General features: G+C 72.2%; 20 protein-coding genes and 2 pseudogenes. 20 read left to right on the top strand and 2 right to left on the bottom strand.

The features are described from left to right. Positions 1-177: 177 nt before the first annotated feature. The gene (locus FRADC12_RS02060) at positions 178-819 is read left to right on the top strand and encodes a maleylpyruvate isomerase N-terminal domain-containing protein (RefSeq protein WP_232304098.1); all 642 of its coding nucleotides are present in this window, start codon (positions 178-180) and stop codon (positions 817-819) included. Beyond that, positions 816-971 carry a hypothetical protein gene (locus tag FRADC12_RS32735; protein WP_232303558.1) on the top strand — a complete coding sequence of 52 codons (156 nt, stop codon included), beginning with the start codon at positions 816-818 and terminating at the stop codon, positions 969-971. Before FRADC12_RS02060 ends, FRADC12_RS32735 begins: the two co-directional genes overlap by 4 nt. Before the next feature lie 43 nt (positions 972-1,014). Here FRADC12_RS32735 and FRADC12_RS02055 read toward each other — a convergent pair whose 3' ends face one another. Next, positions 1,015-1,620, bottom strand: coding sequence for a DUF3099 domain-containing protein (locus tag FRADC12_RS02055; RefSeq protein WP_232303557.1), 606 nt, complete (start codon positions 1,618-1,620; stop codon positions 1,015-1,017). A 194-nt stretch (positions 1,621-1,814) separates the two neighbouring features. Here FRADC12_RS02055 and FRADC12_RS02050 point away from each other — a divergent pair, with 194 nt between their 5' ends. Next, entirely contained in the window at positions 1,815-2,996 is a 1,182-nt protein-coding gene (locus FRADC12_RS02050) for a CaiB/BaiF CoA transferase family protein (protein WP_045878956.1), read from the top strand. 216 nt (positions 2,997-3,212) lie between these two features. Beyond that, positions 3,213-4,025, top strand: coding sequence for an SAM hydrolase/SAM-dependent halogenase family protein (locus tag FRADC12_RS02045; RefSeq protein ID WP_045875331.1), 813 nt, complete (start codon positions 3,213-3,215; stop codon positions 4,023-4,025). A gap of 10 nt (positions 4,026-4,035) precedes the next feature. On the opposite strand, the gene pucL is transcribed toward FRADC12_RS02045, so the two are convergent. Further along, the gene (pucL, locus tag FRADC12_RS02040) at positions 4,036-4,926 is read right to left on the bottom strand and encodes a factor-independent urate hydroxylase (RefSeq protein WP_045875330.1); all 891 of its coding nucleotides are present in this window, start codon (positions 4,924-4,926) and stop codon (positions 4,036-4,038) included. Positions 4,927-5,679: 753 nt separating this feature from the next. Here pucL and FRADC12_RS02030 point away from each other — a divergent pair. The 16 genes and pseudogenes from FRADC12_RS02030 to FRADC12_RS34755 all read left to right on the top strand — a co-directional run. Then, complete coding sequence (locus tag FRADC12_RS02030) at positions 5,680-7,035, top strand: L,D-transpeptidase (protein ID WP_045875328.1); 1,356 nt, start codon at positions 5,680-5,682, stop codon at positions 7,033-7,035. Between the two features lie 280 nt (positions 7,036-7,315). Continuing rightward, positions 7,316-8,332 (top strand): phosphatase PAP2 family protein, encoded by a 1,017-nt coding sequence (locus FRADC12_RS02025; protein WP_232303556.1) that lies wholly within the window; start codon positions 7,316-7,318, stop codon positions 8,330-8,332. Positions 8,333-8,648: 316 nt separating this feature from the next. Further along, a complete protein-coding gene (locus FRADC12_RS02020) occupies positions 8,649-9,767 on the top strand; it encodes an OmpA family protein (RefSeq protein WP_045875326.1) in 1,119 nt (372 codons plus the stop codon). A gap of 271 nt (positions 9,768-10,038) precedes the next feature. Next, positions 10,039-10,236, top strand: a complete 198-nt coding sequence (locus tag FRADC12_RS29035) for a (2Fe-2S)-binding protein (RefSeq protein ID WP_084010396.1) — start codon at positions 10,039-10,041, stop codon at positions 10,234-10,236. 75 nt (positions 10,237-10,311) lie between these two features. Further along, complete coding sequence (gene bfr, locus FRADC12_RS02010) at positions 10,312-10,800, top strand: bacterioferritin (RefSeq protein ID WP_045875324.1); 489 nt, start codon at positions 10,312-10,314, stop codon at positions 10,798-10,800. 204 nt (positions 10,801-11,004) lie between these two features. Next, positions 11,005-15,615 (top strand): PAS domain-containing protein, encoded by a 4,611-nt coding sequence (locus tag FRADC12_RS02005; RefSeq protein ID WP_232303555.1) that lies wholly within the window; start codon positions 11,005-11,007, stop codon positions 15,613-15,615. A 498-nt stretch (positions 15,616-16,113) separates the two neighbouring features. Further along, complete coding sequence (gene urtA / locus FRADC12_RS02000) at positions 16,114-17,298, top strand: urea ABC transporter substrate-binding protein (RefSeq protein WP_255355164.1); 1,185 nt, start codon at positions 16,114-16,116, stop codon at positions 17,296-17,298. Between the two features lie 40 nt (positions 17,299-17,338). Then, positions 17,339-18,217 (top strand): urea ABC transporter permease subunit UrtB, encoded by an 879-nt coding sequence (gene urtB / locus FRADC12_RS01995; RefSeq protein WP_013425901.1) that lies wholly within the window; start codon positions 17,339-17,341, stop codon positions 18,215-18,217. Beyond that, entirely contained in the window at positions 18,214-19,506 is a 1,293-nt protein-coding gene (gene urtC, locus FRADC12_RS01990; RefSeq protein ID WP_045875321.1) for an urea ABC transporter permease subunit UrtC, read from the top strand. Before urtB ends, urtC begins: the two co-directional genes overlap by 4 nt. Then, a complete protein-coding gene (urtD, locus tag FRADC12_RS01985) occupies positions 19,506-20,333 on the top strand; it encodes an urea ABC transporter ATP-binding protein UrtD (RefSeq protein WP_045875320.1) in 828 nt (275 codons plus the stop codon). Before urtC ends, urtD begins: the two co-directional genes overlap by 1 nt. A 124-nt stretch (positions 20,334-20,457) precedes the next feature. Next, the gene (urtE, locus tag FRADC12_RS01980) at positions 20,458-21,165 is read left to right on the top strand and encodes an urea ABC transporter ATP-binding subunit UrtE (RefSeq protein WP_084010395.1); all 708 of its coding nucleotides are present in this window, start codon (positions 20,458-20,460) and stop codon (positions 21,163-21,165) included. A 417-nt stretch (positions 21,166-21,582) separates the two neighbouring features. After that, positions 21,583-21,696 (top strand): annotated as a pseudogene (locus FRADC12_RS29030) (SAM-dependent methyltransferase); the annotation flags it as partial. A 215-nt stretch (positions 21,697-21,911) separates the two neighbouring features. Next, positions 21,912-22,100 carry an SAM-dependent methyltransferase gene (locus FRADC12_RS01975; protein ID WP_232303553.1) on the top strand — a complete coding sequence of 63 codons (189 nt, stop codon included), beginning with the start codon at positions 21,912-21,914 and terminating at the stop codon, positions 22,098-22,100. A 63-nt stretch (positions 22,101-22,163) separates the two neighbouring features. Then, on the top strand, positions 22,164-22,883 hold the full coding sequence (locus FRADC12_RS01970; RefSeq protein WP_045875318.1) for a hypothetical protein: 720 nt from the start codon (positions 22,164-22,166) through the stop codon (positions 22,881-22,883). Beyond that, entirely contained in the window at positions 22,858-23,352 is a 495-nt protein-coding gene (locus FRADC12_RS01965) for a PIN-like domain-containing protein (protein WP_052710636.1), read from the top strand. Before FRADC12_RS01970 ends, FRADC12_RS01965 begins: the two co-directional genes overlap by 26 nt. Positions 23,353-23,409: 57 nt before the next feature. Beyond that, a pseudogene (locus tag FRADC12_RS34755) lies at positions 23,410-23,529 on the top strand (SAM-dependent methyltransferase); the annotation flags it as partial. Between the last annotated feature and the right edge of the window lie 96 nt (positions 23,530-23,625).

The raw sequence follows: 23,625 nt of genomic DNA, 5'->3' as shown, positions 1-23,625 counted from the left end.
GTGACAGGGCTGGTAGCGCAGACGAATACCATCAGTCGGCCACAACATGAACGTTGCGCCACAGCTAAGTAGTGCTTGTCCGGTGGGCTGGGCTTGTTCGCCGTGCCGTAGTGCGTCCCGTCTGACCGGAATGCGGTGCGAATGCGCGGCGGCGCAGGGAAAGGCGACATCGTGGGCATGGGGATCGACGGGCACCTCGCGGCGCTGCGCCGGGACGGCGACCGGCTGGCCGCGGCGGCGGCGCTCGCCGGGTTCGACGCCGAGGTGCTGTCCGCCCCGGGCTGGCGGGTGCGCGACCTGGTGACGCACACCGGCTGTGTGCCCCGCTGGGCGGCCTCCTACCTCCAGGCGGGCCATGCCGAGCCGCGGCCGATCGACGGCGACGGCGAGCTGGTGATGCCCGACGGCGAGCTGCTCGGCTGGTTCCGGGACGGGCATGCGGCCCTCGTCGGCACGTTCGCGAACGCGGACCCGGCGGTGGCCTGCTGGACGCTGTGGCGGGGCGCGCCGTCCCCGCTGGCGTTCTGGGCCCGCCGGCAGGCGCATGAGACGGCGGTCCACCGGCATGAGACGGCGGTCCACCGGGTGGACGCCGAGCTGGCGCTGGCGGCGTCCGGCCAGCCCGGCGCGGGCACCGAGGGGGAGCGGCCCGCGGTGCCCGCGGCGTTCGCCACCGACGGCATCGACGAGCTCCTCACCGGGTTCTACGCGCTGCGCCACCGCGGCCTGGTTCGCCGGCGCCGGTCGCGCTGTCGGTCCGGGCCACCGACGCCGACGCCAGCTGGACGATCCGGATCGGCCCGGCGGCCCGCACGGTGACCCAGGCCGTCGAGCCGGCTGACTGCTCCCTCGTGGGCACGGCCGCCGACCTCTACCTGTTCCTCTGGAACCGGGTCGGGACCGAACGGCTCCGCGTGGACGGCGACCCGGCTGTGCTCGGCCTGTGGCGCGAGCTGGCCCGGATCACCTGACCCGTCGCCCGTGGGCCTGAGGCCTGGGGCGGTCGGGCCGCCGCTATTTCCGGCGGTCGGCGCGCGGCGGGCGGCGGGGGCCGAAGAAGCCGACGTCGCCCCGCGGCGGCGGGGGCGTGTAGGGCGGGGCGAACGGGGGCCGGTCTCCGGCCGGCCGCGGGCCGGCGAAGCGGGGCTCGCCGGCCCGCTCCTGGTCCTGGCCCGGGCCAGGTTCCGCCGAGCCGGGGCCCGTGGGCCGGGCCGGGTCGGGGGGCCAGTCCCAGGAGGCGTCGCCGTCGCCGCGACCGGGCCAGGCGCCCTGGTTCGGGAGATCGTCGCTGTCGACGACGGGATGCCGGCCGGACTCCAGGGACCTGGCGCCGCCGCCGAGGGGCTGGGCGGCGTCGGCGTACCCGGCCGGGCGGCGCCGGGACGGTGCCGGCCCGGCGTTGGCGATCACGACGGCCACCCAGGGGATGACCAGGGCGACCACGATCGCGACGAACCTGACCCACCCGTGGAAGAGCAGGACCGCGAGCACGAAGCACAGCACGCGCACGGCCATCCAGAACAGGTACTGGCCCTCGCGGCGGCGGATGTCGACATGGCGAGGGTCGGCCGCTGAGGTGATCAGCACCGGCTGCCGACGCCGCCAGATCCGCACGCTCACTCCCTGGTCTCTCGGCTCGTGCCTTGTCTCTCGCTTCGAGCCCGTCCCGTGGCTCGACGGCCGGCTCACGTCCGCGCCGGCCGCAAACGGCCGCCAACCCACCATTGTCCGCCTTCCGCGCCGCGGACGTTCGGTGCGGCCCGGAGCGGCCGAACGACCGACGTGCCGGTCGTCGCCGCCCTAGTGTGCTGGTCGTGCTGCCGCTTGCCGGAATGACCGTCGTCAGCCTGGAACACGCGGTCGCGCTGCCGTTCGCGACCCGTCATCTCGCCGAGTACGGCGCCCGGGTGATCAAGATCGAACGCCCGGGAGCCGGCGACTTCGCCCGCGCCTATGACGACGCCGTCCGCGGCCGGATGTCGGCGCACTTCTCCTGGCTGAACCGGTCGAAGGAGTCCTTCGCGGTCGACGTCAAGGTGCCGTCCGGCCGGGCGGCCGTCGAGAAGCTGGTCGCCACCGCCGACGTCGTCGCGCAGAACCTCTCACCCGGCGCCGCCGCCCGGCTCGGCCTGGACGCGGACGGGCTGCTGGAGCGGTACCCGCGGCTGGTCGCCGTCGACCTGTCCGGCTACGGCCCGAGCGGCCCCTACGCCGGCCGGCGCGCCTACGACATGCTGATCCAGGCCGAGTCCGGCCTCGTCTCGGTGACCGGCACGCCGGAGCACATGGCGAAGGCCGGGTTCGCCGCGGCGGACGTCGCCGCCGGCACCTACGCGGCGCAGGCGGTCCTGGTGGCGCTGCTGCGCCGGGAGCGGACCGGCGCGGGCGCGGCGCTCGGCCTCACGATGCTGGACGCGATCACCGAGTGGAACGGCTACGCCGTCCAGTTCGCCGAGCACACTGGCCGTGCCCCGGCCAGGGCCGGCGTCGGCCATCCCTCGATCGCGCCGTACGAGGCGTTCACCACCGGCGACGGCGACAGCGTGCTGATCGGGGTGCAGAACGACCGCGAGTGGGCCCGGCTGGCGGTCGGCCTGCTGCGCCGCCCGGAGCTGGCCGACGACCCGGGGTTCGCGACCAACCGGGAGCGGGTGCGCAACCGGGCCCGTACCGACGCGCTGGTCGCCGGCGTCGTCGGCCGGCTGCCGACGGCCGAGGTGACAGCTCGCCTCGACGCGACTGGGATCGCCTACGGGCGGGTCAACGAGATGGCTGACGTGCTGACTCACCCGCAGCTGGCCGCCCGGGACCGCTGGATCGAGATCGACTCCCCGGCCGGGCCGGTCCGTCAGCTGCGCCCAGTGGTCGAGTTCCCGGGCGCCCCGCCCCGGCTGGAGCCGGTGCCGGCGCTCGGTGAGCACACCGAGAAGATCCTGACCGAGCTCGGCTACGACGGCGCGGAGCTGGCCGGGCTGCGTGCCGACGGCGCGATCTGAGCAGGCCCGCAACGGGGCCGGGGCCGGCCCCGTTGCCTGGGGTCTGTCCGGTTTGGGCATAGGATTAGTGACCAAGACTTCCAGTGGGGCGCTGGTCGCGACGGCTGGTCGGCGTGACGGTCGGGCTGGCGTGACGGTCGGGCTGGCGTGACGGTCGGGCTGGCGTGACGGTCGGCCAGCGCGGCCCCGCTGGCGCCTGGTGGGTGGCGAGAGAGCATGGATGCCGTGCCGCACGTGAGCTTCCTGACCGACTACGGGCTCGCCGACGGGTTCGTCGCGGCGTGTCACGGCGTGCTGCTGCGCCGCGGCGTGCGGGCGCTGGACATCACCCACCTGATCGACCCGGGAGATGTGCGGCGCGGCGCGGCGGTGCTGGCCCAGACGGTGCGTTACCTGCCGGTCCCTGTGCATCTGGCTGTCGTCGACCCGGGCGTCGGCACCAGCCGGCGCGGGATCGTGCTGGTCACGCCGGGCGGGCTGCTGGTCGGGCCGGACAACGGCCTGCTCGCCCCCGCGACCGCGGTGCTCGGCGGGGTGCGGGCTGCGGTGGCGCTGGTGGCCCGGCCGGGGGTTCCCGCGACCTTCCACGGGCGCGACGTCTTCGCGCCCGCCGCGGCGGAGCTGGCCACCGGCACGTCGCCGGAGACGCTCGGTGAGCGGGTCGACCCGGCCGGGCTGGTCCAGCTCCCGCCGGTCCTCGCCCGGGTGCGCGCGGCCGACGCGCCGGCCGCCGAGCTGGAGGCGGAGGTCGTGCTCGTGGACCGGTTCGGCAACGTCCAGCTGGCCGCGACCGGCGATCTTCTCGCGGATGTCGGGCTGGTGCCCGGCGGCCGGGCCGAGGTCCTGACCTCGGCGGCCGGCGCGCCGCTGCGGATCCCGGTCGGGGTGACGTTCGGGTCCGTGGGGACGGGCGAGCTGGTGCTCTACGTCGACTCGGCCGGGATGGCGGCGTTCGCCGTACGCGACGGCGCCGCCGCGAGCCGGCTGGGCCTGGCTCCCGGCGACGTCGTGACCCTGCGGGCGAGCTGACCGGAGCGGCTCAGCAGAAGCCGGGGACCGTCAGCCACGCCGGCCCGGCCGGGGGCGCGTCGTCCCTGGCCACCGTCCCCTCGATCTTGCCGTAGGGGCGGTCGGCCGCGTAGAAGACGACGTTGGGGTTGTCGAGGCCGTACGGTTCCAGGTCGACCAGGAAATGGTGCCTGTTCGGCATCGACATCCTGATCTCGGCGACCTCCGGATGTGCGGTCAGCACCTCCTCGCCCATCTTGTAAAGCGTCTGCTGCAACGCGAGGCTGTGCACCGACGCGAACGTCTCCAGCAGGATCGTCCGTATGCTGGTGAACAGCTTCCCGTAGTCGTGCCCGAGGCCGGTCAGGCGCCAGCGCGCGGTGACCTCGGTGGCGAGGATCCGGTCGGTGGTCTCGGGAAGCGTGGTATAGCGGTCGGTCGCGAAGCCCCAGAACTCCGAACCGGTCGACTTGAGCACGACGAGCCCGGCGAGGCCGGAAACGACGTGTGCCTCGTCGCCGTCCAGCGTGACGACCGTGGTGCGCCGTTCGGCACCGGCCCGGCTGTATGCATGGTCATGTCCGGCGCCGCCGACCGGGATGCGGTCCCAGCCGTACTGTTCGATCTCGACCCGGCTGCCGGTAATCCACGGGAACGAACCGGTGAAATGCCGGGCCAGCCGCAGCGCGAACTCCTCGATCTCGCCGACGCCGTCCCGCGCGAACGCGTACACGGTGTTCTTCTGCGCGTCGGTAGTGAGGATGTGCGCGTTGTCACCGGTCAGATGCGCATCGGTGAAGTCGCCGCGCAGCGCGGACGACACGTTGAGATCGGTGATCCTGTGCACCGGGGTCGACCGGTCCACGTGGACCAGCCGTACCTCCGCCTTCCCGAACTGGTTCGGCCCGAGAACGATCGCCATGGCGCCTCCTGTCCCTCAGCCTCTTCGGGCCGTGCGCCCGCCGTCACCCAGGGCGGCCGGGCGTGGCCGCGCTCCCGGCGCCATCCTCGCCCGCCGGGTCGCGGCCCCTGTCACGGCCCTGTTCGGCGCATGTTTCGGGATTCCGCCGCCGCCAGCCGGCAGCCCGCCCTTGTATGCTTACTCTCCGCGTCCGACCGGGGCGTTCTTTGTGACATTCCCGGGTTTCCACGACCGCATAGTGACGCGCTAGACCGGCGCCGGGCGGATGTTGTTCACCGTCCCGTGGCCGGTGGGAAGCCGGCGGTGCGCCCGGTGGTTCTGGTGAGGCAGGCTGGTCCGGGATCGGTTATCGGCCGGCGCCGCGGGGGAGCGGAGCCGGCACACACGGTGGCCGTTTGTTGTCGTTGATGTGGGCCGCTCCACCGGAGCCGCGTGTTCCGGGCGGGCCGGTCTGGGCCGACGGCGGTGCGGGCCTGGCGAGATATCGCCCCGCTCGGTGGCAGGTTGTCAGGATCACGAACGGTCCGTGCGGCGGTAGATGTCGGTCGTGCGGTGTGGGAGGGCTTCGTGAACATTGCCAGGAGAGTGCGACTCTCCGTATTGGCATCTTGGTCAAATGGTGATGGTCGCCCTGGCGACAGGGCTATTTTGCTTCCTCGGCGCGACGAACGCCGCGCCGATGGGTACCGTCCGGCACAGAGTTGTCGCACGGACGTGCTAACGGCAGTCCCGGAGATCGGAAGAAGGCGAACGATGGTCTTCTCCGCGAGCGAGCCCAATCATCGGCCTGGCCGGGCCGCCGTGCGCGGTGGTTTTCCCAGGCCTCTCGTCGCGATCGTCATACCGCTGCTCGCGATCATCCTGGCTGCCTGCGGGAGCGGCGGCGGGGGCGCCCAGGCCGACGGCAGCGCGCCGACCACGCCCGCGGTGCCGGCGGCCGCCGTCAAGGTGACTCCGGCCGACGGCGCGACCGGCGTCGCGGTGACGGACAAGGTCGTCGTCACGGCCAACGCCCCGCTCGTCGACGTCCAGGTCGCCCGCGCCGCGAGCACGTCGCAGAAGACCGACGCCGGCACTCTGGTCGGGACCTACTCGGCGGACCACAGGACCTGGACGTCGACCGGCGGCCTCTACGCGGCCAGTGACTACCAGGTGACCGCGTCGACCGCGCCGGCCGCCGGCGTCACCGGCACCACGACCAGCCACGTGGCCTTCACGACGGGAACCCCGGCCAAACAGTTCAAGGTCTCCTGGGAGCCGGTCGGCGGCGACGTCGTCGGCGTCGGCACACCGGTCGTGCTGACCTTCAGCAGCCCCACCACCGACCGCGCCGCCGTGCAGAGCAGGCTGTCCGTCACCACCACCCCGGCGCTCGAGGGCTCCTGGAGCTGGCTGACCGACCGGGTGGTCCGCTGGCGCCCGAAGGACTACTACCCGTCCGGCACCAAGGTCCACGTCGAGGCGAACCTGGCCGGGCTCGATGCCGGCAACGGGCTGCTCGGGGTCAAGGACCGCGCGATGGACTTCACCATCGGCGCCGCACAGGTCAGCCAGGTCGACATCGCCGCGCACACGATGAAGGTCTACCGCAACGGCCAGCTGGTGAAGACCTTGCCGATCAGCGGTGGCAAGGGCGGCAAGCCGACCCTGCTGACCATGGACGGGCCGCACAACGTCATCGGCAAGGCCCAGTCCGTGATCATGGACTCGGCGACGGTCGGCATCCCGAAGGGTGACCCGGACTACTACTACGAGACCGTGCTGTGGAACGTGCAGATCACCAGCGGTGGTCAGTACGTCCACGCGGCCCCGTGGTCGGTGGCCGACCAGGGCCGGGTCAACGTCTCGCACGGCTGCGTGAACGCGGCGCCGGCCGACGCAGAGTGGTTCTACAACTTCAGCCAGGTCGGGGACATCGTCAACGTCTTCAACAGCGGCCGGCCGCCGGACACCTCGCAGCTGGGTAACGACTGGTCGATACCGTGGTCCACCTGGGTGGCCGGCAGCGCCCTGCCGGCGAGCGGCGCCACCCCCACCGGCGCGAGCGGCGCCGGCTCGGTGGCGGCACCGGCGAGCCCGGCCACCGCCAGCACCCACCCCGGCACCTGACCTTCGCGGGGGAGCTTCTCGGCGTGCGCTTGGTCACAGGGGATCGGTGCCGCTGCCCCGCCTCGGGGTGGCGGAGCTGATCCCCTGCAGCGTTTCCGGCTCGGGCGGGCTGGGCCTGTCCGGTGGGGCTGGTAGGAGAACAGTCGGAGGTATCGGGTTGAGTAGAGGGATGGCAACGGGTCAGGACGGGGCAGGTACCCCGAGGCCGCGCGTCCACGTGGCGCAGACGGCTGGCGCGGGGCAGGTGGGCACGGCACCGGACGGCCGCGAGGAGGCGCCGGTGGCTCTGGTGACGGCCGCGGGCCCGGCCGCAGCCGAGCACGGCGCCGCCGGCCTGGAGAGCCGCGGAGACCGATGGCGCAGGCGGTTCCGTGATCCGGAGACCGGGCGGCCCGTCTGGTGGGTCGAGATCCTGATCCTGGTCGCGCTGTACTACTGCTACACGGCGACCCGCGGGTTCGCCGAGGGCTCCGTCGCCGAGGCGACCCGGACCGGCCAGACGCTGCTGCGCTGGCAGACCGCGCTGCACCTGGACAGCGAGCTCTCGCTGAACCACTGGCTGCAGACCGTGCCGGTACTCGCGGTGATCTGCTGCTATTACTACGCGACCCTGCACTTCATCGTCACGCCGACGGTCATCCTGTGGATGCACCGCCGTCACGGCATGAGCTACGCGCGGGCCCGCTGGACGCTGGTGTTCACCACGATCCTGTGCCTGATCGGGTTCTTCCTGTTCCCGACGGCGCCGCCGCGGCTGCTGCCGAACTCCGGCTTCATCGACACGATGTCCCGGTTCAGCAACTACGGCTGGTGGAGCGCCAGTGCCAGCGCCGCTCCGCACGGCCTCGACAAGGTCGCCAACCTGTACGCCGCGATGCCCTCGTTGCACTGCGCCTGGGCGCTGTGGTGCGGGCTGCTGATCGCCCGCCACGCCCGCTGGCTGTGGCTGCGGGTGCTCGGCGTGCTGTACCCGTGCTGCACTGCGTTCGTCGTGATGGCGACGGCGAACCACTACATCCTGGACGCCGTCGCCGGCTGGACGGTGCTGGCGGTCTCGGCGGCGGCGGCCATCGCGCTCACCCGCCGGTCCCCACGCCGGGGCCTGGCCACGCCGGCGGGCGACGACCTCTCGCCCGCGCCCGACCGCCTGCCGCTGCCGGCCGGCTCCGGTGCGGCGGCGGACTCGCTGGCCGCGGCCGTCCCGGCCCCGGCCCCGGCCCCCTGTGATCAGCCGTCGGTCCCCAACCCGGCGAACCCGTCCCGGTCCGCGGCCGGGGGACTGGCGACCCTCACCTAGCGGGCCGCCCGGCCGCCGCGGCCGGGCGGCCCGGCGCCGCCAGGCCGAACCTCTCGCCGCCGGGCGATCGGCGGGTGTGTCCGCCGCGCCGGATCCGCGCGTGTTGCGCCGCTGATGGGGTCTGTTGCGGCGTGTCGGGGTGAGGTGTGCGCCGGGTCGGTCCCGATGTGCGAGAGTTGCCCGTGTCGCGGGAGTCCCGCGGCCAGGCGAACCGCGTTCCGAGCCCCGTCCGCCTCGCCAGTGGCCGTGTCGCCGCTGCCCCGGTCGTCGCTCAACCGGTTCTCGCTCGTCCGGTTTCCCAGCTCGGAGTCGGTTCATGGTCCTGTCCGCGGTACCGCAGCTGAAGCGTCCGCGACCGGTCGTGTTCGCCGTCTCGCTGCTGCTGACCTGGCTCGTGCTCGCCCTGCTGGCGGTCGGGCTGCGCCGCGGACCGATCGAGAAGGACCTCTCCCAGCGGGCGAACGAGGCGGTACGCCAGTCCGGCGCGACCCAGGTCGTGGTCACGGTCGCCGGCAGGGCGGCCACCCTGCACGGCGACTTCGCCAGCGCCGCCGCTGCCGACGCTGCCCTGCGCGCCGCCAGGGTGGACGGGGTCGGCTCGGCTCGGCTCGGCTCGGACGCGCTCATCGCGACCAGGCCGGCCGAGCCGGTCGTGCTGAGCGTCGACGGAGGCCGGCTGACGGTGCGCGCGACGGTCCCGGACCGGGCCCAGCGCGCCGCTCTCCTCAACGACGTCGTCGACGCCACCGGTGGGCGGCTGACCAGCGAGATCGCCATCGACCCGCGGGCCGCCCAGCCGGCCCTCCCGGCGCTGGCCGGCCTCGTCACCGCGTTGTCCCGCGGGCCCGGGACCCACACGCTGACCCTGGTCGGCGGCCACCTCGTGCTGACCGGCACGGTCGCCAACGAGAGCAGCAGGGCGAGCCTCGGCGCCGCCGTGCTCACCGCGGGCCGCACCGGCGCGACCAGGATCGACCTGGACAACCAGCTGGTCGTCGCCACCACCGCGGCGCCGGACGCCGGGTCCGCGGCCGGCGCGGCGACGGGAACGAGTGGCGCCCAGGGGCCGGGCGAGGCCGGCGTGGGCCTCGCGGCCGCCAGTTCGGGCCACCCCGTCACCTTCGCCTCCGGCAGCGCGGCGCTGTCCGACAGTGACCGGGCCGCGCTCGACGGGATCGCCGTCGCGCTGCGCGCGGGCACCTTCCCGGCGCTGGTCGCCGGTCACGCCGACGGCACCGGGCCCGCCTCCGTCAACCAGGCTCTTTCTCTCGGGCGGGCGCAGGCCGTGGTGGGCTACCTCGTGACGAGAGGCGTGCTGGCCGGGCGGCTGCGGGCCGTCGGCTACGGCGCGAACCGCCCGATCGCGGACAACGCGACCCGGGCCGGCCGGGCCGCCAACCGCCGCGTCGAGATCGTCCTCGACGCCGGCGCCTGACGCGCGCCTCCTGACAACGACACCGGCCGGCCACCGCCCGCCAGGCCCCGCGCGGCCGTTCCTCGCCCCCGTTCCCAGTCATGCCGGCCGGTCCTGGGTGTGAGCTGCGCCGCTACTAAGGCCGCCTTGTATTAGGGCGGCCTAACGTGGCATTCTGTTGCTCTTAGGGAAGCCTTAGCTAAGCGATGTTGGTAGCTGGGAGGCCCTGCGCCGAATGAACCTGCCTGGTCACGGAGCTATCTGACGGGCCCGTCCGCGTGGTGAGGGTGCAATGCTGGTCTGCTCGTGCTTTGCTGTCTCCGACCGGACGCTACGGAAAGTCATTGAGTCGGGTGCGCGTGACGCCGACGAGGTCGGCGAGCGTTGCGATGCCGGCACTGGCTGCGGGGGATGTCGCGAACAGATCGCGGACCTTCTCTCCCGGCACTTCCGTGCGGCGCCGGTCGCTGCTGCTGTCTGGGCCGCATGACGGCTCCAGGCCCGGCCGACCGGCGACGACCACTGCGGAGCGTTGTGGCGGCGTGACGACGAGTGGAGGCCCTGGGTGGTTCGTGGAGACGACGAGGTCGTCGAGATCCTGAACGCGGTGCTCACGAACGAGCTCACCGCGATCAACCAGTACTTCCTGCACTACCGCATCCAGGAGCACTGGGGATTCCACGGGCTCGGGCGTCACTATCGCGATGAGTCGATCGACGAGATGAAGCACGCCGACAAGATCATTCATCGGATTCTTTACCTCGACGGCCACCCCAACCTGCAGCGCCTGCACCCCCTGCGCACCGGCGAGAACGTGCCCGAGATGCTCGAGCTCGACTACGCCCGTGAGCTGGAGAATGTCGAGACCCTGCGCAAGGGCGTGACGCTCGGCAGAAGCAAGTCGGACTTCGGCTCCGCCACGCTCCTCGAGTGGTTGATCTCCGAGGAGGAGGAGCACATCGACTGGCTGGAGGCCCAGCTCGAGCTGATCCGCCAGCTCGGCGCGCCGCAGTACCTCGCCGAGCAGATTCACGAGCACGGCTCGGGCGACTAGCGACGTGAAACCGCCGCGGCAGGCGGCCTGTTCCGCTGGGTCCGGTGCCCCTAACGGAATGTACTCGGACGACTGCCGCTAGACTGCGCAGCGGAGGGCCTGGCCAGCGCCGACGCGACCCACCAGATCGGCCGTCGCCGATCCAGCAGGGCGCCCGGCGCGACCCAGGCCGACAGCTGCGTGGGAGGTGCGTTGGTCGCCGCGGTGACAGGGCTGGTGGCCGACGCCGTCTCGGCAGGCCTACTGCTGGTGAACACCGAAGGCCGGGTCGTCTGGGTCAACGCGGCACTCGCGGGTGTCGTCGGGCTCGCGCCGGCAGGCCGCGAGCCGACTGCCCCGGACGGGGAGACCGCCGGGCCGGCCCCGGAGCACGACCAGGGCGCGGCCGTCCCGGATCCCAGGACGCAGTTCGGCGCCGACGATGCTGGCTCTGCCCCGGCCGCCGCGGCGACGGGCCCGCATCCTCCCGCCGCGCAGACCGGTCCGGACCGGGCCGCGGCGGAGCCCGTCGCGGGCGTGGCTGCTGCGGAGACGACCAGCCTGGACCTGGCCACATCGGATCCCGGCGCACAGCCGGCCACCGGCCTGAGCGTGGCCGCGCAGGATACCGGTGAGCGGGCGGACCCGGCGGGCGCTGACGCGTCGGCGGGCCGGACCGGCGCCGATGACGGGTTCGCCGAGCGGCTGGGCAGCCCGCTGCCCGAGCCGTCCCGCGCGCTGGCCCGCCGGGCCGTCGCTGAGGCCCGGCTGCCGCTGTCCGGGCTGGTCGTGGGGGCGGCTCCGGTCGACGTCGCGTGGACCGGGCCGGACGGCGTCGAGCGCCGACTGCGGCTGCGCTGCCAGCGGCTCACCCCGCCCGGCTACGGCTGGGCCGACGGCCTGATGCTCTACGAGGTCTTCGACGTCACAGACGCCTACCAGGCCGTCGCGTCCGCCCCCGCCGGCTGGACCGCGCCAACGGGTGGCGACCAGGCCTGGCGCGGCACCCCCGAGTGGGACCAGGCGGCCTGGGGCACACCGGTCACCGACGACACCGTCATGATGGCCCGGCCGGTCGTCCCGCGGCCGCCCGTCCTGCCGCCGGGTGAGGCCGAGGCGGCGCCGGCGGCCGACGCGGGCGCCGGCCAGCAGGTCGTGCTGAACCCGAGCACAGGCGGAGCCGCGCTGCTGCTGCTTTCCAGCCCGGACCGCCTCGACCGCATCGAGGAGCTCACCCGCACGGGCACCTGGGAGTGGGACCTGAGCGCCGGCTCGGTCAGCTTCTCCCGCAACCAGATCGCCCTGCTGGGCTTCCGCGACGGCGACGAGATGGACCTGGGCCAGGTCGAGCAGCTGGTGCCGCCCGTGGACATGAGCATGATCCGGTCCGCTGTCGCGGCCGCGATCCGCACGCCCGGGACCTTCACCTACCTGCACCGGCTGCGCGAACGGCGCGGCCAGGGCGAGCGGGTCTTCGAGTGCTTCGGCGAGGTCATCACCGACGACGCCGGCCGCCCGGCCCGGGTGCTGGGCACCTCGCGCGACATCACCGACCTGCACCGCGTCCAGCAGGAGCTCGCGCACCTGGCCGAGCGGGACGCCCTGACCGGGCTGTACAACCGCCGGGCGATCAACAAGGCGCTGCGCACGCACCTCTCGACGACCCCGGACGGCCGGCCCGGCTCGCTCCTGATCATTGACGTCGACCACTTCAAGGACATCAACGACCTGCGCGGCCACGCCGTTGGCGACATCGTCATGCGGGGCCTGAGCCAGGTGCTGCGCGAGGAGCTGCCCGCCGCCGAGCTCGGCCGCCTCGGCGGTGACGAGTTCGCCGTGCTGCTGCCGGACGGCGACGGCGAGGCGGGGCTCGCGGTCGCCGAGAGCGTCTGCCAGGCGGTCGCGCGGGCTCTGATCCCGGTCGACGAGCTGGCCCTGCGGGTCACGGTCAGCATCGGCGTGGTGCCGCTCGCGCACGTCGACAGCGAGACCACCGCGCTCGCCCAGGCCGACCTGGCGCTGTACGACTCCAAGGACGCGGGCCGCGACCGGGCCCGGCTGTTCACCGACGCGCAGTACTCCCAGGCCGAGCGGCGGGTGTCGGTGACCCAGCGGGTGCGCTCGGCGCTGGAGAGCGGCACGCTCGCCGTCGACGCGCTGCCCCTGGTCGACCTCGCCGCCCGCCGCGTCATCGGTTACGAACTGCTGGTCCGGCTGCGGGACGGGCTGACGCCCGAGCTGTCGCCGCGGGAGTTCCTCGAACCGGTCGAGCGGACCGAGCTGGTGCTGCGGCTGGACCGGTGGGTCGTCGGCCAGGCCGTCTCGGCCCTGGCCGCCGACGGGCCGCACGGGTCGCTCTACCTGCACGTGAATGTCTCGGCGCGCTCGGTCGAGGACCCCGGCTTCGGTGATTTCGTCCTCGACGCGCTGCGCGGCAGTGCCGTCAACCCGACCCGGCTCGGCCTGGAGATCGCCGAGCGTTCGACCCTGGTGAACGTCGAGCCCGCCCGTCGGCTCGCCGAGAAGCTCACCGCGGCCGGCTGCCGCTTCATCCTCGACGACTTCGGGGTCGGGATGGGCTCGGTGGTCCACCTGCGCACCCTGCCGTTCAGCGGCGTCAAGATCGACGGTGACTTCGTCCGGCAGGCGGACGCGAACGCGCAGGACATGGCCCTCGTCGACGCGGTGGTGCGGATCGCCCGGACGCTCGGCATGTACACGATCGCGGAGAACGTGGACCGGGAGTCGCTCGCCCGGGTGCTCGCCGATATCGGGGTCGACTACGCGCAGGGCTTCCACATCGGCCCGCCGCGTCCGCTCACCGAACTGCTGGCCGAACGGCTGCTGGCCGACGAGGCCGCCAGCGGGCTCGGCCGTGCCGGGTGGGACCAGGCCGAGCTGGACCGTGCGGCGCAGGAGCACGCGGGTTCGGCACGTACCGAGCTGGACCGCGCTGACTACGAACGCGCGGAGTTGGAGCGGGCCGAGTACGAGCGTGCCGACCTCGAACGCTCCGGGTTGGAACGGGCCGAGCGCGAGCGTGCCGAGCTCGAACGGGCCGAACTGGAAAGCGCCGAGTACGAGCGCGCCGAGTACGAGCGCGCCGAGCTGGAACGCGCGGAGCTGGAACGCGCCGAGCGCGAGCGTGTCGAGCGGGAGCGCGCCGAGCTCGAACGGGCCGAGTACGAGCGCGCCGAGTACGAGCGGGCTGAGCGTGAGCGGGCCGAGCTGGAGCGCGCGGAGCGTGAGCGGGCCGAGCTGATGCGGATCGAGCGCGAACGCGTGGAGCTGGAGCGCGAGCGGGCCGAGCGCGCGTGGGCCGCTCGGGAGCGCGCCGAGGCCGACCGGGCCGAGCGCGAGCGGCTCGAACGGGAGCGCGCGGAGCTGGAACGGATCGACCGCGACCGGGTCGAGCGGGACCGGGCCCGGCGGGACCGGATCGAGGCCGAGAGGCGCCGTGCCGAGCACCGCGGTTCCGTGTCCTGGGAGAACCCCGGGTTCGACGGCCTCGTCCCCGGTGGCGCGGCTGGTCCGCCGGCGATGCCGCCAGGGCGTTCGGCGTCCTCGTCCGGCTGGGAGCAGCTGGGCCCGGGCCGCTCCGGGCCGCCGACCGACCCGTCGGGCGGCCTGAACCGCCGACGACCGGCCGACGGTAGCGGCCCGGCCGGCTGGACGGACGGCCCGGCCACCGTGCCGCCGGCCTATCCGTCGATGTCGCCGCCGCCGCGCCCTTCCGTGCCGCCGAGCGACCAGGTTCCCGACTACCCCCCGACCGGCGGGCTCGCTGTCGGCGGCCCGCCGAGCGGCGGGATGCGCCTGCCCGACGTCGACCTTGCCGGCGGCGGGTACGGCGCCGGTGGGTACGGCGGCTTCGCCCCTAACGGCTACCGCGGCGGGCCACGTGGCGACGGCTACGAGGGCGGCGGCTACGGCGGTTACGACGCGTCACGCCGCGATCCGCTCGGGCTCGATCGGGTGGGCCAGGCCGGCCGCGACCCGCTGTTCGGGCCGCGGGGCCTCGTACCGGAGGGCGACCAGGCCGGCCCGCCGCCCGCGGCGCCGGCCGGCCGCTGGGATACGCCAGGCGCCGCCGGCCCGGCTCCCTGGGACATCGTGTCCGTCGGTGGAGTGGTCGCCGCCGGCCCCGGCCCCGGCCCCGGCCCCGGCCAGGACAGGGTCGGCGACGGCGGCCCGAACGGCCCCCGCAACGGACTCGACATCGGCGGCATCGTCGGTCTCGGGGGCTTCGGCGCCGCCGCCGCGTCCGCCGACGACGCGGATGACGCCGAGACCTCAGGTGGCTCGGCCCGGCTGGGCGGCGACCCGGCGCGTGGCCCGGTTGTCGGGAACGGCTCCGACTGGCCGGGGCAGCGCGACGGCTACGCCGGTTCCGCCGGGCGCCGGTGGACCGGGCCGCAGCCGCAGCCGCGCGATGGCTGGTCCCCGGGCGACGGCGACGGCGCGCAGGAGCCACGTCTTCTCGACGAGGGCCGTCCCGGTGGCCGCGGCGCGCACCGGCCGCCGGAGGCACGCGGTGACGGCGGCCGGCCGGCGCGCCGCGGTGGGTCGCTGCCGTGGAGCCGGCGAGCGCCAGGTGACGCCCGCGCCGCCGCGTCGGCCCGAGCCGAGGCCGCCGGGGCCGGCGACGCCGCGACGCCCGGCCGCCCGGCCGGAGCCGGCGGAGACGAGGACGAGACCCAGGTGGCCGGCGGCGAGCCCACCGACGGCGCCCCGGCGCCGCGTCCGGCCGCCCGCGACGCCGCGGAGACGCAGGTCGTGACGCTGAACAACGGCGAGGCAAGCGGCCCGTCGAACGGGTTGTACCGCTGGCCGTAGCCCGCTCGGGTCTGCCCGAACGGGCGCAGCCGGTGGCTTCCTGATGAGGCCGGTGCCGTGCTGGGCCGCCGTCGGTGCCTGGCTGTGACCCACCTGACAGGTGCCGCCCGCCGAGCCGCGTGAATGTTCCCGTAACGCACGGTGAACAGTTTCCGGAGTCATGGCGGGCCATTCCGAGGCGTTCGAGAAACGGGCCGGAAACACCGGGTTCTGAGCGTAACAATCTGATGACGTGCATCCCCGCGGTAGGCGCGCCGGCGGCTTCTCCCCTAGCGTGTGTCTGTTCTCTTCGCATTCCATGCCCTCGGGGTCCCGCCGTTCTCTCGGCCCGCCCACGGCCGTGCCGGCCTGGGAAACCGCCGCTCCCACCGGATTAACGTTCGCTTAACTCGGGGAGGCTGCCGCGGTAACGGGTCTCCCTAGACTGATCGTTACCAGCGTCCTAGGGAGGGCACGGAATTGTTTCGAAAGTCCTGGCGTAGGCTCGCGCCGCTCGCGGTGCTGCCTGCTCTTCTGCTCGCGGCCTGTGGGGGGTCGGGGGGATCGTCCGGCGGTTCGTCGTCGGACACCGTCAAGGTTGGCCTGCTGCACTCGCTGAGCGGCACCATGGCCATCTCCGAAGTCACGGTGAAGAACTCCGAGATGCTCGCTATCGACCAGATCAACGCCAAGGGCGGCGTGCTCGGGAAGAAGATCGAGCCGGTTGTAGAGGACGGTGCCTCGGACTGGCCGACCTTCGCTGAGAAGGCTCAGAAGCTCATCTCGCAGGACAAGGTGGCCACCGTCTTCGGTGGCTGGACGTCGGCCAGCCGCAAGGCCATGCTGCCGGTGTTCGAGAAGAACAAGGCGCTGCTCTGGTACCCGGTCCAGTACGAGGGCCTCGAGCAGAGCCCGTACATCTTCTACACGGGCGCGACCACCAACCAGCAGATCATCCCGGCGCTGGACTACATCAAGGAGCAGGGCAAGAAGAAGATCTTCCTCGTCGGTAGCGACTACGTCTTCCCGCGTACCGCCAACAAGGAGATCAAGGCCTACGCGGCGGCGAACGGGATGGAGATCGACGGCGAGGAGTACCTCCCGCTGGGCGCCACCGAGGTCTCGACGATCGTCAACAAGATCCAGCAGGCCAAGCCCGACTTCGTGTTCAACACGCTCAACGGCGACTCCAACGTGGCCTTCTTCAAGCAGCTGAAGTCGGCCGGCATCGGCCCGTCCCAGATCCCGACGATGTCCGTGTCCATCGCCGAGGAAGAGGTCAAGGCGATCGGCACGCAGTACCTTGCCGGCCAGTACGTCGCCTGGAACTACTACCAGACGACCGACACGCCCGCGAACAAGGACTTCGTCGCCGCGTTCAAGGCCAAGTACGGCTCGGACAAGGTGACGTCGGACCCGATGGAGGCCGCGTACAACGCCGTCTACCTGTGGAAGGCCGCGGTCGAGAAGGCCGGGTCCTTCGACGTAGCGAAGGTAAAGGCCGCGGCCGACGCCGGCGGCATCGCTCTCGACCTGCCGGAAGGCCACGTCACCATCGACGGCGCCACCCAGCACGTCTACAAGACCGCCCGTATCGGTCTCATCGGCACCGACGGCCAGATCAAGGCCGTCTGGTCGTCGCCGGGCCCGATCAAGCCCGATCCGTACCTGAAGAGCTACCCGTGGGCGGCGGGGCTCTCGTAGGAACCTGACAGGTCGATAAAAGGGAAACGGTTGGGTTGACGTGAACGGGTTCCTGAACCAGCTGCCGATCGGGCTGAGTATCGCGGCCGTACTGCTCATGTCGTCGCTCGGTCTGACCTTCACCTTCGGTCAGATGGGCGTCATCAACATGGCGCACGGCGAGTTCATCATGGTGGGCGCCTATACGACCTACATGCTGCAGAGCTGGGCCGGGCATGAGGCGGTGCTGGCCGCCCTGCCGGTGGCGTTCGTCGTGGCGGGCCTGTTCGGGGTGATCCTGGAGCGGACGCTGATCCGCAGGTTCTACGGGAGACCACTGGACACGCTGCTGCTCACCTGGGGAGTCTCACTGATCCTCCAGCAGCTGGTTCGGGACCTGATCGACAACCGCGGCGTCCAGGTCGTCGCCCCCGGATGGCTTATCGGGGGCGCCGACTGGGGCGGCGTCCGGATTCCCTACAACCGGGTGTTCATCTTCGCGCTGGCGATCGTCTGCCTGGCGGCGATCTGGCTCTACATGAGCCGCACCCCGGCCGGCCGGCGGATGCGGGCCGTGATGCAGAACCGCGAGCTCGCGGCGTGCAGCGCGGTCCGCACCGACCGGGTCGACCAGCTCACGTTCTTCCTCGGCTCCGGCCTCGCCGGCGTCGCCGGGGTCGGCCTCACCCTGGTCGGCACGATCAGCCCGACCCTCGGCCAGCGCTACATCGTCGACGCGTTCCTCGTGGTCGTCGTCGGTGGCCTCGGCCAGCTGCGCGGCGCGGTGATCGCCGCGTTCGCGCTTGGCCTGCTCAACAGCTACTCGGAGTTCTGGACCAACTCGAGCCTCGCCAAGGTGATTGTCTTCGTGGTGATCGTGGCCTTCCTGCAGGCTCGCCCGCAGGGCCTGTTCCAGCTGCGCTCGCGGGCGCTCACATGAGCGCCCAGGCCGGCGAGCCCGTGACGCTGGACGCGGCGGCCGGGCCCGCCGATGCGAGCCCGCCGGCCGAGCCGGTCACGCCGGCGGCCGGCGGCGGCTGGCGTTCGAAGGTGCTGACGGCCCGGGCCGGGTGGTTGTCCTCGTTCGCCGTCGTGCTGGTGGTCGCGGCCCTCGCGCCGCTGTTCCTCGGCGCCTCCTACGAACTGCCGCTGTTCACCAAGTACCTGTGCTACGCGATCATCGGGATCGGCATCGGCCTGGCCTGGGGCCAGGGCGGCATGCTGACCCTCGGCCAGGGGCTGTTCGTCGGCCTCGGCGGCTACGCGATGGGCATGTACCTCAAGCTGCACGACGCCGGCCCCGGCAAGGTGCCGGACTTCATGAACTGGAGTGGCGTCGAGAAGCTGCCCGCGTTCTGGGAGCCCTTCCGCAACCCCGTCGTGGCGCTCGTCGCGGTCATCGTCGCGCCGGTCGTCGTCGCGACGCTGCTCGGCCTGCTGGTCTTCCGCCAGCGCGTCCGCGGCGCCTACTTCGCGATCCTCACCCAGGCGCTGGCCGCCGCGTTCGTGATCCTGCTGGTAGGCCAGCAGGGCTACACCGGCGGCACGAACGGCCTGACGAACTTCAGCTCGTTCTTCGGCATCGACACGTACGCGGACAACGGCCGCCGCGAGCTCTACTACATTACCGCCGGCGTCCTGCTGGTGCTCTTCCTGCTGCTGCGGCTGGTGGTGCTCAGCCGGTTCGGCCGGCTGCTGCTGGCCATTCGCGACGGGGAGGACCGGGTCCGCTTCCTGGGCTACGACCCGACGGTCATCAAGACGATCGCGTTCGCCATGTCAGCGGTCACGGCGGCGGTCGGCGGTGCGCTGATCGTGCCGGTCGTCGGCATCATCAACCCCGGCATGCTCGACATCGTCCCGTCGATCGAGGTGGTGATCGCCGTCGCCGTCGGCGGCCGGTACTCGCTGATCGGCGCGGTCGTGGGCGCGATCGTCGTCAACTGGGCGAAGTCGACGTTCTCCGACGACTACCCGTCGGCGTGGACCTACTTCCAGGGCGCGCTGTTCATCGGCGTCATCGCGTTCCTGCCGCGCGGCATCTCCGGGCTGTTCTGGACGATCCGGGACAACGCCGTCTGGGCGGCCGGGCGGCTGGGCATCCGGGTGCCGGCGCACCGCGCCGGCGGAACTTCGGGGCCGCCGGCCGGCGTCCTCGACACGGCGCCGAACCCGAGCGCGGGGCTGATCCCCGGCCAGAGCACGCCCGGCGCGAAGGGACTGACCTGATGACCACCGACGCGACGGCCGCCGGCACCGTCGATGCCCCGAGCGGCGAGGCGCTGCTCGCGGTCCGCGGGCTGCGGGTCGTCTTCGACGGCTTCGTCGCGATCGACGGCATCGACTTCACCGTGAACCGCGGCGAGCTGCGGTTCCTCATCGGCCCCAACGGCGCGGGCAAGACGACGCTCGTCGACGTCATCACCGGCCTGACGAAACCGACGTCCGGCTCGGTCACCTTCGCCGGCACGGAGCTGGTCGGCCAGCGCGAGCACCGGATCGTCCGGCTCGGCATCGGCCGGACGTTCCAGACCGCGACTGTGTTCGAGGAACTGACCGTGCTGGAGAACATCGACCTGGCAGCCAGCTTCCGCCAGCCCGTCCCGGCGCTGTTCCGCAGGCGCAGGGGGATCAGCGGCTCGGTCGCCCGGGTGCTCGACACGACACAGCTCGCCGGCCTCGCCGGTCGCAAGGCCGGCATTCTCTCCCACGGCCAGCGGCAGTGGCTGGAGATCGGCATGCTGCTCGCGCAGGACCCCCGGCTGCTGCTGCTGGATGAGCCGGTGGCCGGCATGACCAAGGACGAGCGCGAGCGCACCGGCCAGCTGCTCCAGCAGATCGCCAAGGAGCACACGGTCGTCGTCATCGAGCACGACATGGAGTTCCTGCGCCGGTTCGCCCGGCTGGTCACCGTCCTGCACGAGGGCAAGGTGCTCATGGAAGGCACGGTGGCCGAGGTCCAGGCCGACCGGCGGGTCCAGGAGGTCTACCTGGGGCGCGCGTCCGAGGAGGCCGGCGGTCCCGAGGCGGCCGCGGAGCTGGAGGCGGCGCCGTGACCCGGGCCGGCGGCCGCCCCGACCGGCCGGCGACCCCTGGAACTTCGGCGACCCTTGGAACTTCGGCGACCCTTGGAACTTCGGCGACCCCTGGAACGAACGAGGGAACGGAGCCCGCGACACCATGACCGACGACCTGATGCTGAGGGTGACGTCGCTGGACGTCGGCTACGGCCGTGCGCAGGTGCTGTTCGGCGTCAACCTGGAGGTCCCGCGCGGCTCGCTGGTCTGCGTGATGGGCCGCAACGGCGTCGGTAAGACGACCCTGCTCAACGCCATTATGGGGGTGCTCGGCCCGTCCGCCGGCCGGATCGAGTTCGACGGCAAGGACGTCACCAAGGTCCCCACCTACTCCCGCGTCCGCCGGGGGATGGGCTACTGCCCGCAGGGCCACGAGACGTTCCCTCAGCTCACCGTCCACGAGAACCTGCAGGTCACCTGGGAGGCGGCGAAGGGCAGGAAGGGCGCGATCGACGAGGCCCTCGACGTCTTCCCGCGGCTGAAGCCGTTCCTGCGCCGCCGCGCCGGGTTCCTCTCGGGCGGCCAGCAGCAGATGCTGGCGATGGCCCGCGCGCTGGTCACCGGCCCCCGGATGCTGATCCTCGACGAGCCGACCGAGGGTATCCAGCCGTCGATCGTCGCCGAGATCGAGGAGGTCATCGAACGCCTCCACAAGGAGGTCGGGCTCGCGATCCTGCTCGTCGAGCAGTACGTCGACACCGCCATCAAGCTGGCCGACAGCTTCATCGTGCTGGACGCCGGACTGGTCGCGCACGCGGGCACCGCGGCGGACCTGCACGACGCGGACCTCGTCCGGCTGCTGGCGGTCTGAGGCGCCCCGGCCGATCCGCCGCACCTGCGCTGGCCGTCACTATGAATGCGAAATCAGGTGATGCGTTGTGAACATGAGCATGGAAGGTGAGCGCTATGTGATGGCGTGCTTGCTGACCGTGGTGCTGTGCGAGAGACGGGGAAGCGGCGACCCGTGGTATAGGGCACCGCGCGGCCCTCCGGAGTCGCCCTGCGGGGGGAGACTTCAAACCACCCAGCGGTGCCTTAGCCAAAGACTGTGGTGCTGAACGGTCTGGGAAAAGCCCGGGAGTACCTGGGCAGGTGGGGATCGGGGAGATGAGCGAAAGGGTGCAAGCCTACTGCCGTCCGAAGCGTCGAAACCTGATCAGAAGACGTCGAAACCAGGGTCTCGTATCCATCCTGGGATTAGCCTGGGGGTCACCCGCTTACTGCCCTGTTCCTGGACATCGGCACCGGCATCCCGACCCGGCCGAACCTGCACGAGGTCGCCCAGGGCATCGCGCCCGAGGCTCGGATCGTCTATGCCGACAACAACCCCATCGTGTCGGCGTAGGTTCGGGCGTCTCACCAGCATCTTTAGGCGATCGGGCCGACCTTTCACCGCATCGCGCACGTACCCCGCGTTGCACACGCCGTACGGCTCGGGCGCAGTATGCCGGCCACCACACTGCTCGTCGCGGTTGCATGGTCGGCTGACGGCCGACTGCCGGGCCCGCCCACGTCCCGCAGGCCCCTACACGCGTCCCAGAACCTTTGCCCGCAATGATGGTGTTTGCACCCGGGCACTGCGTCAGCGATGACGAGGACCTCTACGAGGTCGCGCGAGCCCTCTCCGAGGCCATCCCCGCCGGCAGCTACCTCGCCCTGTCCCACCTGGGCATCGCAGGCACGGACGCGCCCACGAGCGGGCCGAGCCCCAACGCGCTCACCACGTCGTCGTCGATGCCAGCATGAAGCTATGATCATGGTGTCGCACGGTAGGAACTTCCGGATCCAGCAGGCTCGAGAGGAGGCGCCATGATTCAGGACCGCAGCCGTTTCGACCTGCCTCTGTACAGCGTCGCCGAGGCGGGCCGGCACTTGGGCGTGCCGACGTCGACCTTCGCGAAGTGGGCCTACGGCTACACCCGGCATGCACCGGGCCGCGCCCCGGTCCACGGCGAGCCGATCGTCACCGTGCTTCCCCGTCAGCGCCATGGTACGGCCGTCGTGCCGTTCATCGGGCTGGCCGAGGGAATGATCCTGGCGGCCATCCGAGCCGCCGGAGTGCCGCTACAGCGGATCCGCCCCGCACTGGCTCGCCTGTCCGAGCAGTTGGGGATCGAGCACGTACTCGCCTCACGCGCCCTGTACACCGATGGTGCCGAGGTCCTCTACGACTTCGCCGAGAGCCAGGGCGACACGCCCGAAGCACGTGGAGCCCGGGAACTAGTCGTGGTGCGCAACGGGCAGCGGGTGTTCGGGGAGATCGTCGAGTCCTACCTGCGGCTGGTGGAGTTCGCCTCGGACGGCTATCCCCGGCTCATCCGGCTACCGCGGTATGAGCCCGGGTCCGTCATCGTCGATCCCCTCCGTGGCTTCGGCCAGCCGATCTTCACCCACGGCGGCGCCCGCATCGAAGACGCCCTGGGCCGCTTCCATGCCGGCGAAGCACTCGCCGAGGTGGCGGAGGAATTCGGCGTGCCTCTCCCTGACCTCGAAGGCGCCGTCCGTGTCGCAAGCAAAATCGCCGCCTGATGACTCAGCAGGCTGCCACCCCGCCGGGCTTCCACACGTCTTCATCGACCGCAGCCTCGGCCGCATCGCCGTCCCCCGGCTGCTCCGGGACGCCGGGCTACGGCTGACCACGCTCGCCGAGCACTACGGCATCCCACAGGACGAGGACATCGCAGACGTCACCTGGATCGAGGACACGGCCCGCCTCGGCTGGGTCGTGTTCATGAAGGACGCGCGTATCCGCTACCGCCCCGCCGAACAGGAAGCCGTCCTGACCCATCGCGCGCGATGCTTCTACATCACCCGGCAGGACCTCCCGGGTGCGGCGATGGCCCAGTGGCTGATCTCGAACCTGCCCGCGATCACGACCGCCTGCGCCGAATCAGGCCCTTTCATCTACGCCGTCCACGCCACGGAGATCCGCAAAATGGACATCAGCGCACCCCGGCCCCGGAAGGGCCACCATCGACCAGAGTCACACCATCCGTGACTTCAGGCAGACGCGGGTCAGCCCCGCCTTCCGTAGCTTGCTCTGTGCAACCCGGGGGTGGTACCGGTCGTTCTCGCGCAGGCCCGGGCCCTGCTGACCAGCACCGCTGAGGGCCAGAGCGCGTACCTCGACGCCGACGTCCGGGACCCCGAGCGGATCCTGAGCTCGCCGGAGGTGCTGGAGACCCTCGGCCTGAGCGCGCCGGTCGGGCTGTCGCTGGTCGCGATCCTGCACTCGTCAACGACGAGGACGGCGCCTACACATCGTCCGGCA

It is taken from the genome of Pseudofrankia sp. DC12 (assembly GCF_000966285.1).
Lineage (GTDB): Bacteria > Actinomycetota > Actinomycetes > Frankiales > Frankiaceae > Pseudofrankia.
Note: the sequence above shows the minus strand (reverse complement) of the source record. Positions and strands in the feature narration are given on the sequence as shown.